Origin of the sequence: Paludisphaera rhizosphaerae (assembly GCF_011065895.1) — a bacterium.
In the GTDB taxonomy this organism is placed as follows: domain Bacteria; phylum Planctomycetota; class Planctomycetia; order Isosphaerales; family Isosphaeraceae; genus Paludisphaera; species Paludisphaera rhizosphaerae.
In genome coordinates, this window is the sequence record NZ_JAALCR010000013.1 from 34,092 (window position 1) to 51,559 (window position 17,468).

General features: G+C 65.4%; 14 protein-coding genes. 5 read left to right on the forward strand and 9 right to left on the reverse strand.

The features are described from left to right. Positions 1-165: 165 nt before the first annotated feature. On the reverse strand, positions 166-711 hold the full coding sequence (locus G5C50_RS17680; protein ID WP_165071507.1) for a hypothetical protein: 546 nt from the start codon (positions 709-711) through the stop codon (positions 166-168). Positions 712-1,214: 503 nt separating this feature from the next. Between G5C50_RS17680 and ispE the strand changes: the two genes are divergently transcribed. The 5 genes from ispE to G5C50_RS17705 all read left to right on the forward strand — a co-directional run bounded on the left by ispE (position 1,215) and on the right by G5C50_RS17705 (position 5,915). Continuing rightward, positions 1,215-2,093 (forward strand): 4-(cytidine 5'-diphospho)-2-C-methyl-D-erythritol kinase, encoded by an 879-nt coding sequence (gene ispE, locus G5C50_RS17685; protein ID WP_165071508.1) that lies wholly within the window; start codon positions 1,215-1,217, stop codon positions 2,091-2,093. Positions 2,094-2,124: 31 nt separating this feature from the next. Next, positions 2,125-2,760, forward strand: coding sequence for a SpoVG family protein (locus G5C50_RS17690; RefSeq protein ID WP_165071510.1), 636 nt, complete (start codon positions 2,125-2,127; stop codon positions 2,758-2,760). A 164-nt stretch (positions 2,761-2,924) separates the two neighbouring features. Next, a complete protein-coding gene (locus G5C50_RS17695) occupies positions 2,925-3,860 on the forward strand; it encodes an alpha/beta hydrolase (protein WP_165071512.1) in 936 nt (311 codons plus the stop codon). 67 nt (positions 3,861-3,927) lie between these two features. Next, positions 3,928-4,503: an ECF-type sigma factor gene (locus G5C50_RS17700; RefSeq protein WP_165071513.1), complete on the forward strand. Its 576-nt coding sequence runs from the start codon at positions 3,928-3,930 to the stop codon at positions 4,501-4,503. Positions 4,504-4,715: 212 nt separating this feature from the next. Beyond that, positions 4,716-5,915 (forward strand): FHA domain-containing serine/threonine-protein kinase, encoded by a 1,200-nt coding sequence (locus G5C50_RS17705; RefSeq protein WP_255487504.1) that lies wholly within the window; start codon positions 4,716-4,718, stop codon positions 5,913-5,915. A 12-nt stretch (positions 5,916-5,927) separates the two neighbouring features. On the opposite strand, the gene G5C50_RS17710 is transcribed toward G5C50_RS17705, so the two are convergent. The 8 genes from G5C50_RS17710 to G5C50_RS17745 form a co-directional block, all read right to left on the reverse strand. Continuing rightward, positions 5,928-7,154 (reverse strand): GYF domain-containing protein, encoded by a 1,227-nt coding sequence (locus G5C50_RS17710; protein ID WP_165071517.1) that lies wholly within the window; start codon positions 7,152-7,154, stop codon positions 5,928-5,930. A gap of 55 nt (positions 7,155-7,209) precedes the next feature. Then, complete coding sequence (locus G5C50_RS17715) at positions 7,210-8,238, reverse strand: hypothetical protein (protein ID WP_165071519.1); 1,029 nt, start codon at positions 8,236-8,238, stop codon at positions 7,210-7,212. A gap of 179 nt (positions 8,239-8,417) precedes the next feature. After that, positions 8,418-9,203, reverse strand: coding sequence for a phosphoribosylformylglycinamidine synthase I (purQ, locus tag G5C50_RS17720; protein ID WP_165071520.1), 786 nt, complete (start codon positions 9,201-9,203; stop codon positions 8,418-8,420). A 58-nt stretch (positions 9,204-9,261) separates the two neighbouring features. Further along, the gene (locus G5C50_RS17725; protein ID WP_165071522.1) at positions 9,262-10,104 is read right to left on the reverse strand and encodes an NYN domain-containing protein; all 843 of its coding nucleotides are present in this window, start codon (positions 10,102-10,104) and stop codon (positions 9,262-9,264) included. A gap of 95 nt (positions 10,105-10,199) precedes the next feature. Beyond that, complete coding sequence (gene purL / locus G5C50_RS17730; protein WP_165071683.1) at positions 10,200-13,073, reverse strand: phosphoribosylformylglycinamidine synthase subunit PurL; 2,874 nt, start codon at positions 13,071-13,073, stop codon at positions 10,200-10,202. Positions 13,074-13,168: 95 nt separating this feature from the next. Next, positions 13,169-14,023, reverse strand: coding sequence for a prephenate dehydrogenase (locus G5C50_RS17735; protein ID WP_240907138.1), 855 nt, complete (start codon positions 14,021-14,023; stop codon positions 13,169-13,171). Positions 14,024-14,185: 162 nt separating this feature from the next. Next, positions 14,186-15,526, reverse strand: coding sequence for a protein kinase domain-containing protein (locus tag G5C50_RS17740; RefSeq protein WP_165071524.1), 1,341 nt, complete (start codon positions 15,524-15,526; stop codon positions 14,186-14,188). Positions 15,527-15,639: 113 nt separating this feature from the next. Further along, a complete protein-coding gene (locus G5C50_RS17745; protein ID WP_165071525.1) occupies positions 15,640-17,313 on the reverse strand; it encodes an AMP-binding protein in 1,674 nt (557 codons plus the stop codon). Positions 17,314-17,468 lie beyond the last annotated feature (155 nt).

Genomic DNA, 17,468 nt, shown 5'->3' on the forward strand with positions numbered 1-17,468 from the left:
CTGGACCGCAAGAACACGCCGGTTGCTTGCAGATCCGACGACCTTCGCCCGATTCTTCGGGCCGCCGTCTCCGAACAGGAGTTGGGGGCCCGAAGGAATCCGGCCTGGCCGCACTCGATGGTTCGACGCGGCCTCTTTCTCAAGCAGGTGACCGGCGAGCGGGTCTCACTCGTCGTCGTCGCCGCTGTCGTCGTCGTCGTCGACTTCGACCTCGGGCTCATCATCGTCCTCGATTTCCTCGTCCTCCTCGACGGCCGCCACAACGGCCTTGGCCGGCTTAGCGGCCGACTTGGCACGGGACGGGGCGACCTCGGTCCGGGGGATGGAGGCGCCGATGCCGGGAGCGTCGGCGGGCATCTCTTCCTTGGACCGCTGGACGAAGTGGGTGCCCTTCCCCTTGGCCGTCAGTTCGGCCGCGCGGGCTTCAGCGGCTTCCTTCTGGTTGTATTCGAAGGTTCCGACAGCCTTGTAGGCGTCGTTCATGACGACCCAAACGACCTTCATGCGGGCGGCCGGTTTGGGGGCGCGGGCGGACTTGGCCTTGGACTTCGTCGGAGCCTTGGCCTTCTTCTTGGGACGTCGTGTAGAAACCTCATCGTCGTCGTCGTCGAGTTCAACGACGTCTTCGGTTTCGTCCTCCATCGGGTCGAGAGGCTCAGCCGCCTCGCTCTGACGTCGCAGTTCCAGTCGATTCAGCGGTTTCCCAGCCATGAAACCGTCCCTCGGGTCTCGGAAGAAGGAGCAACAAGGCGTCGCCTTGCGGAGAGTCTTGCAACCCTTGCCGGGCCTTCCCGGCGGGGCGCATACGATCCCTCAGCTTACTCCAACGCACGAGTTTCCGACAAGCCGGAGGCCTGAGAGGGGTTCTGGAGAGCAGTTCGCGCAGGCTTTTCAAGAGCAGGAGCGGCCTTCTGGAAGGGCTTTGAAAAAATGTAAAAGCCGTCCGTCGCGAGTGCCGACGCGATTTCGACTTATGGGCTTTTTCGCTCTTGCCGGGATCCGAACGACGGGATAGAAACTGCCCCAGAACGGGGCCTGAAAGGGCCCGAGTCCGCCAGGGAGATCGCCTTGAAAGCCGAAGTCCGCCTATCATACTTGATCGTACGAATGGGGGCCTCGGCATTGATCTTCTTCGGAATCGTCGGTCGCCGTGAGGCTCGCAGAATCGGTCCGTTCGCCGAGAGGCGGCGGAGCGTTGGAGGAGTTCTCGCGCAATGATCGTCCGTCCGATCGCCGGAGGCGTGGAAGTCCTCGCGCCGGCGAAGCTGAACCTGTTCCTGGAGGTGCCGAGGCGAAGGTCCGACGGCTACCATGAGGTGGAATCGCTGATGGCGGCCGTCGACATGTTCGACGAGCTGACCTTCCGCGAGGACGAAGGTGGGGCGATCGCGCTGGAGTGCGACGACCCGAGCCTCCCGGTCGACGGCCGGAACCTGGTGGTGCGAGCGGCTGAGCTTCTGAAGTCGGAAACAGGCTGCGCGAAGGGTGCGCGGATCTCCTTGAAAAAGGTGATCCCAGCCCAGGCGGGCCTGGCCGGCGGGTCGAGCGACGCAGCGGCGACGCTGGCGGCGTTGGACCGCCTCTGGGATCTGAGGACGCCCAAGGAACGACTCGCCGAGTTGGCGGGGCGGGTCGGCAGCGACGTGGCTTTCTTCCTGGACGGTCCGATCGCGGTCTGCCGCGGCCGGGGCGAGCTTGTGGAAGCCGTGTCCCTGACGTCCCCCCTCTCATTCGTGCTGGTCGCTCCGCGCGTCGGCCTGAGCACGGCCGACGTGTACCGTCGTCTGACGCCGCCGCGAGAGCCCCGAGCGATCCAGCCGGTCCTCGACGCGCTGGCCCTGAAGAGCCCCGAAGATCTGGGACGGAGCCTGTTCAACCGGCTCCAGCCCGTCGCCGAATCGATCTGTCCGGAGCTCGTCGCCGTGCGAGACGCTCTGGCGGGATTGAGCCCGCTGTTGTGCGGGTCCCTGATGAGTGGCAGTGGTTCAGCCTATTTTGGGATCGCCCGCGATCCCGCCGCGGCGGACCGCGTCGCGGAAGCCCTCAAGCCGCTCGGACTAGGATTGGTCCGGGTCGTGACCTGCGGCCCCTGAGCAGAGAACGCCTCGTAAAGGAGTACCGGCTGTGGAGATCACCGAAGTTCGCATCAAGCTCATGGAAGACAACTCGGGGAGCAACGAGCGGCTGCAGGCTTTCTGCAGCATCACGTTCGACGACATGTTCGTCATCCGCGACCTGAAGATCATCGAAGGGGCCAAGGGCTTCTTCGTGGCCATGCCTTCCCGCAAGCTGACTGACCGCTGCCACAACTGCGGCACCAAGAACCACCTGCGGAGCCGATTCTGCAATCAGTGCGGATGTCGGCTCGACGAGAACCGCGCTCTGCGCGACGCCGATGGGCGCGCCAAGCTCCACGCCGACATCGCCCACCCGATCAACTCGACCTGCCGCGAGAAGATCCAGGCCGCCGTGCTCGCCTCGTACGCCGAGGAACTCGAGCGGGCCAAGATGCCGGGCTACGTGTCGCGGTACGACGACTACGAGACCGACGACTTCGAGATGCCGTACGAAATCCACGGCCCGGCCGTGCACGCCGCCCCCGAGCCGCCGCTCCGTCGGAGCCCGCTCCGCGGCCACACGCAGCACGCTCGCGGCGGTCAGTCGATCCTCCGCGGCCCTCACGTCTCCCAGCGGAAAGAATCGTCCGAGGGGAGCATGACGTCCGACCAGCGGGAATCCTCGTTCGGCAACGGCATCTGAGCCGCTGACTCGATCCAATCAGGGCCCGACGCGCAGCCTCTCAGAGGTCTGCACGTCGGGCCTTTTTTTTGCGCCGACGGTGGCGTCGTCCCAACGCCAGGGCCCATAATAGGTCTGGAACGACATACGTACGAGACGCCGGATCGTACCCGGGAGCCCTCCCCATGGCGAATGACGCGGCCGCCGATCCCCTCGTGGAAGATGCGCCTCCGGGATCGCCGACGCCGTCTGGGAAGCGTCCCCTGATCGGGCGTTTCACGAGGCGCTTCCTCTTGATGGCGGGACTAACGTTCGTGGGCTTCTTCGCCTCCCTTTACGCGCTCCAGGGGAGCATGATCTTCCCGGGCTCCTCGACCCAGGGCCGACCCGAATCCGTCGTCCGCGCCGCGCCCGACGAGGAGTTGCTGCGGCTCCCATCGCCGGGCGGCGAGATCGTCGCCCTCTTCGCGCCGGCGCAGTCGCCCGCGGGTGCTCCCTTGTCCGACGCGGCCGACCGCCCCGCGCTCGTCTTTTTCTACGGCAATGCGATGTGCCTCGCCTACTCGGTCCCCGAGGTCGATCGTTTCCGGCGGCTGGGGATCAACGTGATCGTCCCCGACTATCTCGGCTACGGCATGAGCGGCGGCAAGGCCTCTGAGGTCGGTTGCCGCCAGGCGGCGGAGGCCTGCTACGCTTTCCTGAAGTCGCGGAAATTCCCGGCCGGACGCATCTTCGTCGGCGGCTGGTCGCTGGGCGGGGCGGTCGCGATCGACCTGGCCTCCCGAGAGGAAGTCGGCGGGCTCTTCGCGTTCAGCACCTTCACAAGCACTCGCGACATGGCCCGGACGTTCTTCCCGATCGCACCTCCCGCCGGCTTCTTCAAGGACAAGTTCGAGAGCCTCGAGAAGATCGCCGCGATCAAGTGCCCCATCCTCCTGGGACACGGTCGTCGAGACCCGCTCGTCCCGTTCGCGATGTTCGAACGCCTCTCCGCCGCCTGCTCGAATCCTCCGGCGAAGCTCGTCCTCGATCGGGCCGAGCATAACGACTTCCTCGACCTCGGCGGAGGGGCTCTCGACCGAGCCGTGACGGATCTCGTTTCGAAGCCCAAGCCCCGGTAGGGCGTGCGTATCCAGGAGGTTGCCCCTGCGCCGTTCACGCGGCTTCTGATTCAGACGGAGCCCGTCGATGGAAGACTCCGACGAGGACGTGACGCGGATCCTCGAGAAGATCCACGAGGGCGACTCGGACGCACGTCAACGACTGGTCGAGCGCGTCTACCGTGAATTTCGCGAGATGGCCGCCCAACTGATGCGGGGCGAGCGCGCCGGCCACACGCTTCAACCCACCGCCCTGGTGAATGAGGCGATGGTGCGCATGCTGGGCGACGAGGTGATCGACCGCGCCGCCGACCGCCGTCTGCTGTTCGCCAGCGTCGCCAACGTCATGCGTCAGGTGCTCGTCGATCACGCCCGGAAGCGTCGCACCCAGAAGCGCGGGGGAGGACGCACCCGCCTCGCGCTGGACGCGGTTCTCGAGTCGTTCGAGGATCGAAACATCGACGTCCTGTCCCTCCACGAAGCCCTTCAGAGGCTGTCCGAGTTCAGCCCCCGGCAGAGCGAGGTGGTCTCGCTTCGATTCTTCGGGGGTTTGACGATGCCGGAAATCGCCCAGGAACTGGGTTGCTCGTTGAGCACCGTCGAGGCCGACTTCCGCACGGCTCGCGCCTGGCTGCACGCCGAACTGGCGAGGGAGCCGCGGTGACGCCGGAGCTCTGGCGTCTGATCGAGGCTCGCTTCCAGGAAGCTCTCGCCTTGGAGGGAACCGCCCGCATCGAGTTCCTGCACGACCTCCGACGCGATTCCCCCGATGCAGCGGATGAGGTTGAGCGGCTCCTGGAGCACGATCGAGCTGCCTCGGCGGACTGGTGCGACTTGCTGCCGCCAAACTCTGGCCGGCCAGAGACGGCATTATCCGTGACCCTTCGGGTCCTCGACGGCCCCCACGCCGGCGAGTCGTTTACGTTCCACGGGCATGACACATTCGTGGTAGGCCGATCGCGAAAATCCTCCTTCCGATTGCCGGAGGCGGATATGACGCTTTCACGCTTTCAGTTCCTGATTGAGGTCAATCCCCCGATCTGCCGCCTGGTCGACATGGCCAGCACCAACGGCACGCGCGTCAACGGCCGTCGCGTCGACGTTGCCGAGTTGGATGACGGCGATGTGGTCCGGGGCGGGCGTACGAGCTTCGGCGTCTCCATCAACCGGGGTGGAAACTCGTCCTTTATCCCGCTCCCTCCTCATTCCGACGCCGCGCCGGCCTCGCCGACCCAGGACGAATTCCCCGCCGTACCGGGATTTCGGCTTGAGCGGTTGCTGGGAGAGGGAGCGACGGGGGCCGTCTATCTCGGCCGCGACGTTTTAGGAGAGGCAGCGGCGGTCAAACTCATCTCGCCGGCTGCGCTCGGGGCCCCAGGGGCCGTCGCACGATTTCTCCGCGAGGCGACCATTCTCAGGCGACTGGAACATCCGGGCATCGTCGGCTACAGAGCGATCGGCAAAGCAGGAAGCCAGCTCTACTTCGCCATGGAATACGTCGATGGTTCGGATGCGACGTCTCTGGTCGATCGCCAGGGGCCGCTGAATCCTCGCGAAGCCGTGAGGTTGATGACGCCGATCCTTGACGCTCTGACCTACGCCCACTCGGTCGGCTTCGTCCATCGCGACGTCAAACCGTCGAATGTCCTTGTCGGTTGGTGTCATGGCGAGGAGGTGGTAAAGCTCGCTGATTTCGGGCTGAGCCGGATCTACCAGGAGTCGACTCTTTGCGGCCTGACGATGACTGGCTGCGGCGGCGGCACGACCGGGTTCACTCCTCCCGAACAGGTCGTCGATCTGCGCTCGGCGGGGACTCACTCCGATCAATACGCGGCCGCGGCGACTCTCTACTACCTTCTCACCGGGACCACCATCCACGACTATCCCGCGACGATCCAGGGTCGACTTCGCAAGATCCTGAACGAGGACGCGGTTCCGTTGCGCTCCCGACGCGAGGACGCGCCGGTTGCTCTCGCTTCGGTCGTCGATCGCGCGCTCTCCCGCGAGCCGACCGACCGTTATCCAAGCGTCACGGCTTTCCGCGAGGCTCTCGTCGAGCATTGTGGCGACGGGTGACCAGTCCATCGATCAGGCGGCGGGCTTCTGCAATCGTGCGAGACGAAGAGCCGGCGGAGGGGCGACGCCCCAATGTGAGGGGCTCGTCATTCCGGTGCTCGTTCCTCGGGACGAGGCCGCTGAGTCCATCGCTCGGCGATCGCAGTAATTCCGAAACCGACGCAGGAAAGAGAGAGTCTCGAAGTCGGCGAAGCCCGCCGCTCCGAGCCCCCGAAGCGCCCACTGATCAGCGGCGAACTCCTCGTTCTCCGGGTGCGGCGACCCCACCTTGGCCGCCGACTCGTCCACGTCGTCTCCAGCCGGGAGGCCGTGCCCCAGGTCGATGTGCGCGATCTCATGTCCGATGACGAACGCCAACTCAGCCTCGTCCGCGACCAGCGAGAACAGGCCGCGAGTCAGATAGACGTATCCGCCGGAATGTGAGAACGCGTCGACTCCTTCCGAGTCGAGAATGATGAACCGGTAATCGCCGTTCTTTCGGGCGCAGTTCTTGAGCGAGGCCTCGGCCGCTTCCGCCACGCGGGCGGCGAGTTGGGGATCCTCAACCGCTCGGCGGCCCTTCATGAATCGCTCATGAATGAGACGCCCACGAGTCGCCTCGTCCATGACGACCGGCGTTTTCTCAGGAGCCGCGACCGTCGACTCCACGTCCTCCTCGATCGAGACCGGTTCCGGAGTGCTTGGAGTGTCGCGAACGGCTCCAGAGTTCGGCGGAATCGGCTCGGACTTGTCGACGGTCGAAGCCGGACGCGTCAACGGGAGCGACATCGAAGCGATTCCCAGCAATCCGACGGCCGCCAGTAGAGTTAGGCCAGCAATCCGACGTCCCCGCGAGAGACCCACCTGGCTCGCCTTCGCAGCATTCGGAGCAGGCGTCGACGTTCCCGGAGCGTTGTCGTTGTTCGGGAAGAGACCGCGAAGCCGCCGCGCTTCGATCCAGGAAGGAAGCCCTTCCCGCCAGACGAGATCCATCGGCTGGATCATCCGGGCCGTCGCCAGCGATCGGAGCTGCTGGTCGGAGACGGGCCCGTAGGTTCGTCCCTGGTGTTGGTACGACCATTTGGGCTTCGTTGCGAAGAGCCCCTGGATTCGCTTGGCCTTCACCCAGCGTCGAGAGCCCTGTTTCCTGACGAGGTCGTCGGGCTTCAGAACGCCGTCTCTCGCCAATCGCCGAAGCTGGGATGAATCGACCGGAGCCTCTGCCTTCGACTGGGTCGAGTAGTGCCATCGCCTGCTCATCGGTTGTCCCCCCAATATCAGCCGGGTTCCAGGGAGCGGTCTTCGACGAATCAGATCACTTGCCGTCGGCGGAGCTGGCGACCCTGAGGGTGGACCGATCCCCCTGCACGGCGAGTCCTCTCGCTTCCCGAAGCATCCTGAGCTGGGACGCCAGGAGCGGGTGCAGGGTGTTATACAGTTCGCGTTCGGAATCGGACGCGGCCGGGCTGAAAAGGAGCTTCGACCGCCGCATGAAGTCGACGAGTTCGCCGACGGTCGTCCCGCCGTAGTTGAGCATGTCCGCCAGAATCCGCTCAGCGCGGGCGTTGCGGAGGCACTTTGCGTGGGCCTCAAGGCCCCGGATGAACTCGCGAGCTGCGATGACGTCGGCCTTGTCGCGATCTGGGGCGATCCAGTCCAACCGGACGGTGAAGGACCGCAGGGCCTCCTCGATTTTCGCGACCGAATCGGCTCGAAGGTCGCCACGTCCAACGGCCTCGAAGGCGTTGGCCACCGCCCGACGGTAGAGCGAGCAAGCGTCGTCGAATCCAGGCTCCCGGAGAATCAACGGCCACTCGCCTCGTGCGAGAATCCGAGCACGCGAGATCACCAGGCCTTCGCTGGGCAAGGCAAGAGGGGCCCGGACGAAGGTTCCGCCCGGCACGGGGACGTTCAACGCGGTGATATCGCTGTAGGAAGGCCCCGCCTTTTCGGCCAGTTCCTTCACCAGAGCGTTCAGGGCGTCGCCATTGGCGACGTCACTGAGGTTTGGGTTCTCAAGCCGCCGCGTCTGGTTCGCGGATACTGCACGGCCCGCCCGCTCAGTCGCGCGGTGAAGCAGGTCGCGATGGCGGAGACTCGACTCGCGAGTCTGCATCTCCAACGCGTAGCTCTGCCGCATGAGGGTGTCGGTCAAGATGGAGTGGGCCGTGGCCGTGTTGAGGTTGAAACGGCCCGCACCGTCCAGGAATCGGCCCTCGCCGCGGAGCACGTCGCCCGCAAAGGTCGCTCCTGGGAACAACACCTCTGTTTGAGCCCACGCTTCCCGCGAGGCGAGCACCACGGCGACCGACAGGCAGGCGAGCTTTCCAATGTATCGCAACATCTCAGGTTCCCCCCAGCGGATCGGTCGCTCGGACCGATCCTTGTCCCGATTTTGGAGGCGACCTTTCGCCCCCCAACGTCGGAACTTGCGCGAACGCCGGAGGAAACCCTTGGCAAAATGCGAAAAAAATCTCTCGCGGGCGTAGCTTCCGCCCTAACCGATTATCCTATCGAAGGTTATCAGCGAAGCGACTCAACCGCGCCACGGAAGACCTTCAGGCCGTGACCCTCTCGGCCGAGCTTGTCGCCAAGGCGGGTCCAGCGGGGGTGGTGCAGGGGAGAGACGAAGCGTTCGGGGTGCGGCATGAGGCCGAAGATCCGGCCGGTGGGGTCGCAGACGCCTGCGGCGGCGAGCGGTGAGCCATTGGGATTGGCGGGGTAGTCCTGGGTGGGCCGCCCCTCGGCGTCGGCGTACTTCAGGACGATCCGGCCGGAGTCGTCAAGGGCCTGGAGTTCGCTGGGGTCGGCCAGCAGGAAGCGCCCCTCTCCGTGCGCGACGGGGAGATCCAGCGGTTCGGAGAACGATACGAACGGCGAGACCCCCGGCCGAGGGAGCAACGTCACCCAGCGAGCCTCAAACCGGGCCGATACGTTATGAGCAAGCGTGGCCGGCGAGGAAGCCTTCCCGTCTCCGCCGCCCGGGAGCAGCCCGCAACGGACGAGGACCTGAAAGCCGTTGCAGATCCCCAGAATCAGACCGCCGCGATCATGGAATCGGCGCAGGGCGTCGCCCAATCCGCGCGCGAGATGCGTGGCGAGGATCCGGCCGGCGCCGAGGTCGTCGCCGTAGGAGAACCCGCCGGGGATGGTCAGGATCTGAAACAGGTCAAGGACGTGGGGCTCTTCGAGCAACCGGCCGACGTGCCAGGTCTCGGGCCGGGCGCCGGCTAGGCTCCAGGCGGCGGCCGTCTCCTCGTCGCAGTTCGTTCCCGGCGCCCGCAGCACGATCACGCGAGGCGTGGCCATAACGATCTAGGTCCCTTTTCAGGCAGGATGCAATGCGTTCCGCCGCAGCGCGGCCGACTCAGAACGAAGATTCAGAGGCGCCGAAAGACGACGCTGACTGGTAGTCGCCCACGTCGGCCGCGCGGTAGGCGAGGCTTCGCCGGAGCAACTCGGACTCATACACCTGGACGACGAAGTCGGCCGCGATCTTCAGCCGGGACGAGGCCCCCTTGGCGGGAAAGTCGGCCGGCGACCCCTTGCGGAACTCGGCCACTCCGACGTGCTTGGAGCGGCTTTTGACGTAGTTGATTCCCGGAATCCCGTCGGCGTCGCCCGAGATCAGAAGGGCGATGTCGTAGGTGTCCTGAAGCGCCACCATATCCACCGCCAAACTGGTGTCGAGCCCCTTCTCGTTGACCGTATGGTTCAAGAGGTCGACCTTCCAGTGCCCTTCCTGGCGGATCTCGACGAAGTCGGTGGCTGACTGGACGCCGTGGTAGAATCGCTTCTTACGCTCCAGAGCCCGCCGCTTGCCCTCGTACCACTCGCGCGTCTCAGCGAAGCAGACGTTCCAGGCCTCTTCCAGGCGGCGATCCAGCGGAAGGTCCGGATTACGGCGGGCGGCGTCCTCGATGTAGGCGTCGCGGAGGCGGGGATTGACCTCGAACCGGGCGCGGAGACGAGCTTCCGCCTTGGGATCGTTAAGGTCCCACTCGTCCATCTTGCCTACGACGTACCAGTAGATCCGCGAGTGTTGCGCCGTGGGCCAGTTGGACCCCTCGGCGAAGGTGCGCCCCCAGAAGTGGACGCTCTGTTCGAAGACGTGGCGATAGAACGACCCGTAATCGTCCACTCGCAGGTTCAGATGCTTCAATACGCCGTCCAGATTGGACCCATCAACGAACGTGACAAACCTTAACATGGTGGGACTCTCCCGCTTTTACCACCGAGGCCATATCGATCATCTCATCCATAACCATGCGCCCGCGGACGGTCGCTCCATGACGATCTTTTGACTTACCAATCCAGAGGGCGGCGCCAGGCGTCTTCCAACTCGTCCAGCGATGCGTCGACGACGCGCTCGCCGGCGACGCCCTCGATCACCAACCGCGCCGCCTCGCCCGCTTCCGCCGCCTTCGTCACGCCCAGTCGAGCATAGGGGAGCCCTTCCAGGACGCCGGCGAAGTCCGACAGTAAGTCGGGCTCAACCTCGACCAGAAACCGCGAGGGCGTCTCCGAGAAGAGAATCGCCGCGTCGGAGCCGGCGGCGGAATCGCAGGGCACGTCCTTCAGCGAGATCGATGCGCCGATCCGGCCGGCGAAGGCGGACTCGGCCACCGCAACGGCCAGGCCTCCCTCGCTGAGGTCGTGGCAGCTTCGGATCAGTCCTCGAGCGATCGCCCGGTGAACGGCTCGGAACGTCGCGAGTCCAGCCGCCGGGTCGACGACAGGAACCGAGCCTCCTTCGAGCCCACACGTCTCGGCCCAGAGAGACCCGCCGAACTCCGCCCGCGTCGTCCCGACCAGAACGATCAGGTTCCCGGGCGCCTTGAAATCCATCGTCACGCAACGGTGGACGTCGGGGATCTGACCGATCGCGCTGATGAGCAGCGTGGGGGGGATCGCCAGGCTCTCACCCTCGTGCGAGTATTCGTTGTACAGACTGTCCTTGCCGGAGATGAACGGCGTCTTATAGGCCAACGCCATCTCCCGACAGGCCTGCGCGGCGCGGACGAGAGATCCGAGGGTCTCGGGCCGCTCTGGATTCCCCCAGCAGAAGTTGTCGAGCAGGGCGATGCGGTCGGGGTCCGCACCGACGGCCACGCAGTTTCGCACGGCCTCGTCGATGACGCAGGCGGCCATGGCGTACGCGTCGAGCCGTCCGTAACGGGGGTTGATCCCGCACGAGACCGCAAGACCCCGGTGCGAGCCGAGGACCGGCAGGATCACCGAGGCGTCGCCCGGTCCCCGCTCGTGTTCGCCTACAAGCGGCTTGACCACCGTCCGAGCCTGGACCTCGTGGTCGTACTGACGGACGATCCATTCCTTGCTGCAAACGTCCCAGTGGCTCAGAATCTTGAGCAAATCGGCCGTGAAGTCGCCGGAGGGCGGAGTCTCGATCGGCCGAGCAGGAGACGGAGTGTACGTCGCGGAACGGACGACGTCCGGCCGACCCTCGTGGAGGAAGTCCATCGAGAGGTCGCCAACCACCTGGCCATGATAGCGGAGCGTCAACCGGCCGCTGTCGACGAACTCGCCGAGATCGGTGGCCTCGACGCCCTCCATCGAGCAGAGGTCTCGGAATTCTTCCCAACTCTCCGGCGGGACGGCCAGGACCATGCGCTCCTGGGCCTCGGAGATCCAGATTTCGGTGTAGGAAAGCCCCTGATACTTCAGCGGCGCGTTTTCCAGATCGACGACGGCTCCGGACTCGGCGCCCATCTCGCCCACGGCTGAGCTGAACCCGCCGGCGCCGCAGTCGGTGATCGCGCGGAAGAGGCCGCGGTCGCGGGCCTGGACGATCACGTCCAGCACCATCTTCTCCGTGATCGCGTCGCCGATCTGCACTGAGCCGCCGGAGACGGATTCGCTCTCGCTGGTCAGTTCGACCGAGGAGAAGGTCGCGCCGTGGATGCCGTCCCGGCCGGTCCGGCCGCCGATCGCCACGATCCGATCTCCGGGCTCAACGCTCTTGAACGCCTTCCCGCGCGGAATTACGCCCACGGTCCCGCAGAAGACGAGAGGGTTGCCCAGATAGGCCGGGTCGACGACGAGGGCTCCGTTGACGGTGGGGATCCCCATCCGGTTGCCATAATCCCGAACGCCCGCGACGACCCCCTTGAGCACCCGTTTGGGGTGGAGGACTCCCGCCGGGAGTTGGTCGGGCGGCAGGTTCGGCGGAGCGACGCAAAAGACGTCGGTGTTGCAGATCGGCTTGGAGCCCAGGCCGGTGCCGAGCGCGTCGCGGATCACGCCGCCGATACCCGTGTTGGATCCGCCGTAGGGGTCGATGGCCGACGGGTGGTTGTGGGTCTCAACCTTGAAGCAGACGTCGAAATCGTCGTCGAACCGGACGACGCCGGCGTTGTCGGAGAAGACGCTGACAAGCCAGTCGAGCCCCAATTCCTGGGTGGCGGAGAAGATCGTCCGCTTCAGGAGGTTGGGGATCGGGGTGCCGTCGAAATCGATCCGGCCTCGGAGCGTTTTGTGCGAGCAGTGCTCGCTCCAGGTCTGGGCCAGGGTCTCCAGCTCGCAGTCGGTGGGGTCGCGGCCGAGGTCGCGGAAATGCGCCTGGATCGTCTTCATCTCGGCCAGGCTGAGCGAGAGCTGGCCTTCCTTGCTGGTCTTCAGCAGCTCCGCGTCGTCCATCTCGCGGATCGGGACGACGATCAGGGCGAATTGGTAAGGCTTGCCCTGGCCGAGGTGGTCCAGGCTCATCGGACCGACGACGGCCTGCTCAACGGCGTCGTTGGCAAGGACGCGCTGGATGAGACGAGGCAGCAGGTCGGCCGGGCCTTCGATTCGATAGCTGCGGACGCTTCGGGCGCCGTCGACGGAGTATCCCAGATCTCGAAGCAGCGCCAGCGCGCTCTCGGCCTCGGGATCCGTGACGCCAGGCTTTGGGAAGACGTGGATCAGGGCGTCCCCGACCGCTCCCGAGGCGGCAGGGCAGGATTCCACGCGGAACTTCTCGACGACAGGGTCGACCAGCACACGACGGGCGGCGTCGCTCACGTCGTCGGCGGAAAGCCCTCCCTCAACGAGGAAGCCGCGGCTGGCGGCGACCTTCCAGGGGCCGGGGAGTCCGGATTCCACCGCCTCCTGGGCGATGCGAAGGCCGGTCGAGTCGGGTTGCCCGGGGGCGGGTTCGATGTCGAGGTGCCAGAGCATGTTCGATGTCAACGCCAGAGGGGGATTTCGAAGGTCGACAAGTGAAACGGCGACGAATTCGTCGGGGAGTCGGGCGGCCGATCGGTTGGTGCGGATCAGACGCTGGGGGGCTGCTGGGCTTCGAACGACGCGCGGCGCGATCGAGCGTCGCTCCACCATCGGCGGATGGCTTCCTCGTCATCGTTCATCAGGGCGTACTTGAGAGCGGCGAGGCGGTCCTGAAGCTTGCCGACGGCGTTCATCAAGGGGCCGCGGTTCTCGCGGAAGATGGCCGTCCAGAGTTCGGTGTCGGCGCCGGCCACTCGGGTGCAGTCGCGGAAGGCGCCGGCAGCCAGCGGATGCCAGTCGGCCGGGACGGCGCCAGCAAGTGCGGCGGCCAGGGCGTGGGGCAGGTGGCTGGTAAAGGCCACCACCTCGTCATGCTCGGCCGGTCCCATCTCGACGATCCGGCAGCCCAGCCCCGACCAGAACGTGCGGGCGCGGCGAAGACGACCGGGAGGCGTTCGGGTCGTCGGCGTCAGCACGCAGACGCGATCGCGGTAAAGGTCGGCTCGAGCGAAGGCGGCTCCAGAACGCTCGGAGCCGGCCAGGGGATGGGCGGCGACGAACATCCCGGCGGCGCGAGGGCTCTTCTCGACGGCTTCCACGATCGCCCGCTTGGTACTGCCGGCGTCCGTGACAAGGGCTTCCGGTGGTGCTGAGTCCGCGGCCCGCCGGACATCCTCGGCCACACGGCCGACGGGCGTGCAGACGACGACGACGTCGGCCTCGGCGACCCCCCGAGCCAGGTCGGTCGTCGCTCGGTCGATCGCGCCTCGCTCGCGGGCGACTTCCAGGCTTGCGAGATCCCGGCCGACGCCGACGACCTCCTTCGCGAGTCCCCGAGCACGGAGCGCCATCCCGATCGACCCGCCGATCAGCCCTACGCCCACGACGGCAACCGTCCCCAAGCCTTCCAAGAGTCCACGCCCTCAGCGTTGTTGCAATCCTTAGATCACCACGTCGTTACGACCAGAAGCAAAGCTGTGAACTTCCGCCGACTTCGCGGCCTCTTCATCTTAACGACGCCATGAGACCGCGACGAGACCGATCCGCACGATCCGAGGGCGCTCTCAGGGATGTACGGTCGGCATCAACGCCTGAAGCGCGTCTCCCATCGCCTGGGCGGATTTCCAACGATCCTTGGGTTGTTTCTGGAGGGCCTTCATGAGAATCCGCTCCAACTCCTCGGGAGCGTCGGGCCGAAACGCGCGAAGCGGGATCGGCGGGGCCTCCAGAATCAGCTCATACGAATTGGCCTGGCGGGGGTTGAAGCCGAAATACGGGTACTCATTGGCCAGGAGATAGTAGAGCGTGGCGCCGGCGCTGTAGATGTCGGCCGGTTCCTTCACGTCGCGGAACTCGCGAATGTGGTCAGGGGAGAGGAACCCAGTCGAGCCGCCGACCTCTCCCTGCCTGGTCATGCTGGAGAAGAGGTTGCCTTCCGCGAAGCTCTTGGCGAGACCAAAGTCCGAAAGCTTGACGCGAGGTCGGTGAGTCGGCCCCATCACCAGGAGATTCGACGGCTTGACGTCCCGATGGACGTATCCCTTGGAATGGGCGTACGCCAGTGCGGAGAGCAGTTGCCGACCGATTTGCACGACCGTCGAAACCGGCAACGGCCGATACTGCCGCGACCACTCCAGTGCGTTCTTACCGTCGACGTATTCCATGACCAGTTGGAAGACGCCGTCCAGCTCGAACAGGTCGTAGAACGCGACAATCCCCGGATGGCCCTGGCCCGCGGGGGTGAGAAGATTCTTGAGGACGTGGATCTCGCGACGGAAATACTTCAACGCCTTTTCATCGGCCGAAGCGTTCGTCAGCAACATCTTAACGGCGACTCGGCGACCCGTGGAGAGCTGCGTGGCCCGGTAGACTTCGCCCATCCCTCCCTCGCCGATCAGTTCTTCGATGAGGAAGTCAGGGTGCGTTTCGGGGAACTGACGTCGTCGATTGCGGCAGTTCAGGCAGAGATCGGCGTCCGAAGGGTGGACGTTCAGCGGGACTGCGAAGCCAGTCGACTCGTCGGAGTGCGAATCCCCTGGGGCCGGGGACGAGATCCGCGCCCCACAGCCCAGGCAAGTTCGACTCAAAACGGACTCCCCGCCTGAGGAGCCGTGGACCATCACGTGGAACTCGCTCTGGCCGGCGACGATTTCATCCCCTTCGCGAAGCGTGACTCGCTCGACGTGCAGGCCGTTGACCTTGGTGCCGTTGGTGCTTCCCAGGTCGACGAGTTGGTAGGCGGGTCCGCTGCGTTCGATCCGGAAGTGCTCGCGGGAAAGAAGCAGGTCTCTCGTCATGGGGAGAGCCGCGCGCGAGGAACGACCGACGATCATCGGCTCGGTCCCCTCGATTCGACGTTCCTCGCCGATGTGCGGCCCTGAGGTCACTCGCAACACCAAATCCATGCGGGTCTCCGCAACGCTCCCGTCACGATGCAGTCTTACATGGAGAATTGTAGCAAGGGCGCCAACCCCGATGAAACGGATTGGGCGCGGAGAGGCCGCACGGAGACGAAGGATCAGGAGACCGGCTGCCGATTCGCCAGTTCGCGAAGCGCGCGGAGGTCGACCTTGCCGGTCCCGGTGATCGGGATCTCCTCGACAGCGACGAAATCTCGGACCGACGGAATCCAGAGTCGCGGAACGCCGGCGGCGATCAAGCGGCGGTGGATCTCGTCGGGAGTCGCCCCCAGTTCGGTGTACAGGATGCAGAGCCGCTCACCATGCTTCGGGTCGGGGATCGACGTGACGGCCACCTGTTGTTCGTCGACGCCCGCAGCCGCCATCACGGCCGACTCGACCCCGAGGTGGGGAACCATCTCGCCGGCGATCTTGGAGAACCGGCTGATCCGATCCGTGATCGTCAGGAAGCCGTCCTCGTCGACGAAGCCGAGGTCGCCGGTGGCGTACCAGCCGTCCTTCAGAACTTTCGCCGTCGCCTCCGGCTTGCCGAGATAGCCGGCCATGACCTGCGGGCCCTTGATGCAGATCAGCCCCGTCGCGCCCCGAGGAAGGTCCTCGTTCGTGGTCGGGTCCACAGTCTTGACCAGGGTTCCGGGAACAGGAAGCCCAACGGTCCCGGGCCTGTTCGCATAAACGGTCCGACCGTCCGGAAGGACCTTGGACGAAGGGACGTTCACCGAGACCACCGGCGAAAGTTCGGTCGTGCCGTAGCCCTGCATCGGCTCGATGTTCAAGACGTCCTTGATCTCGCGATAGCACTCGTCCTTGAGCTTCTCAGCGCCCAGGATCAGGTGCTTGACCGTCTTGAACTGCTCGGGCCGACAGGCCTTCAGGTACATCCGCGCGAACGACGGGGTGCCGGCCACGAGCGTGACGGAGTGCTCCTCGCAGAGCTTGCCGATCGCCTTGGCGTCGACCGGGTTGAAGTGGTAGACGACCGTTTTGCCGAGCACCAGCGCCGTCCACAGGCCGATCGTGTAGCCGAACGAATGGAAGAAGGGAAGGATCCCCAGGATCACCTCGCGGTCGTCCAACTCGATCTGTTCGTGCACCTGGAGGACGTTGCTGAGGATGTTCCGATTCGTGAGCATCACCCCCTTGGGCTCGCCGGTCGACCCCGAGGTGAAGATGACCGTGGCGAGATCGTCCAGACCTCGGTTCTTCAGCCCCGGGAAGAAGCTGGAGAGCAGGGCCGTGGGGACGGCCTTGGCTACGAAAGCGGCCCAGAGCTTGTCAGAGGTCCGCACCCTCGCTGGGACGTCTTCCAGCATCAGCAGTTCGGCGGACGGCCGAATGTGGCATTTCTCCAGGACCCGGCCCGAAGTGATCACCCGCTTGATGCCGCACTGCTCGACGGCCGAGTCGACCATCGCCTGATTGGTCGTGTAGTTCAGGTTGACCGGGACCTTCCCCAGCAGGGCGATCGCCAGATTGGCTACCGCGGAGGGGACCATCGGCGGAAGCATCAGGCCGACGAATTCCTCGTCTCCAAGTTCGCGGGCCAGCACACGGCTCAACGCGGCCGCCCGAAGGAGCGTTTCGCCGCAGGTGAGCTTGGCGCCAGTACTGTCACGCATCGCCAGCCGACCGGGATTTCGCCGTACCTGGTCAACAAACGCGTGCAAAAGCGTACGCCAGGCCGTCGGCAGGGGAGAAAGCGGCCTGACAAAGCCATGGCTCTCGCCGGCCTTGGCGGAGCGATCTTCGGCGACCGTCTCGTCAGCGTTCATATCGGAACTCCCGAAACGGCCTCTAACATGCCCAAGGAACCTTACTTGGGACGAATCGACGGGACCGTCACTTTACGCGAACGGGAGAATCGCGGCAACCTCGCCCTGGGGCGAAACTCGCATGGATCCATCACGCGCGGGTCGCAACCTCGGTC

Excerpts from the sequence above, each read along its gene's own strand:
- purQ (WP_165071520.1), bottom strand. The coding sequence starts at position 9,203 with ATGGCCACGCCTCGCGTGATCGTGCTGCGGGCGCCGGGAACGAACTGC.
- ispE (WP_165071508.1), top strand. The coding sequence starts at position 1,215 with ATGATCGTCCGTCCGATCGCCGGAGGCGTGGAAGTCCTCGCGCCGGCG.
- G5C50_RS17695 (WP_165071512.1), top strand. The coding sequence starts at position 2,925 with ATGGCGAATGACGCGGCCGCCGATCCCCTCGTGGAAGATGCGCCTCCG.
- G5C50_RS17715 (WP_165071519.1), bottom strand. The coding sequence starts at position 8,238 with ATGTTGCGATACATTGGAAAGCTCGCCTGCCTGTCGGTCGCCGTGGTG.
- G5C50_RS17740 (WP_165071524.1), bottom strand. The coding sequence starts at position 15,526 with ATGGATTTGGTGTTGCGAGTGACCTCAGGGCCGCACATCGGCGAGGAA.
- G5C50_RS17680 (WP_165071507.1), bottom strand. The coding sequence starts at position 711 with ATGGCTGGGAAACCGCTGAATCGACTGGAACTGCGACGTCAGAGCGAG.
- G5C50_RS17725 (WP_165071522.1), bottom strand. The coding sequence starts at position 10,104 with ATGTTAAGGTTTGTCACGTTCGTTGATGGGTCCAATCTGGACGGCGTA.
- G5C50_RS17710 (WP_165071517.1), bottom strand. The coding sequence starts at position 7,154 with ATGAGCAGGCGATGGCACTACTCGACCCAGTCGAAGGCAGAGGCTCCG.
- purL (WP_165071683.1), bottom strand. The coding sequence starts at position 13,073 with ATGCTCTGGCACCTCGACATCGAACCCGCCCCCGGGCAACCCGACTCG.
- G5C50_RS17745 (WP_165071525.1), bottom strand. The coding sequence starts at position 17,313 with ATGAACGCTGACGAGACGGTCGCCGAAGATCGCTCCGCCAAGGCCGGC.
- G5C50_RS17700 (WP_165071513.1), top strand. The coding sequence starts at position 3,928 with ATGGAAGACTCCGACGAGGACGTGACGCGGATCCTCGAGAAGATCCAC.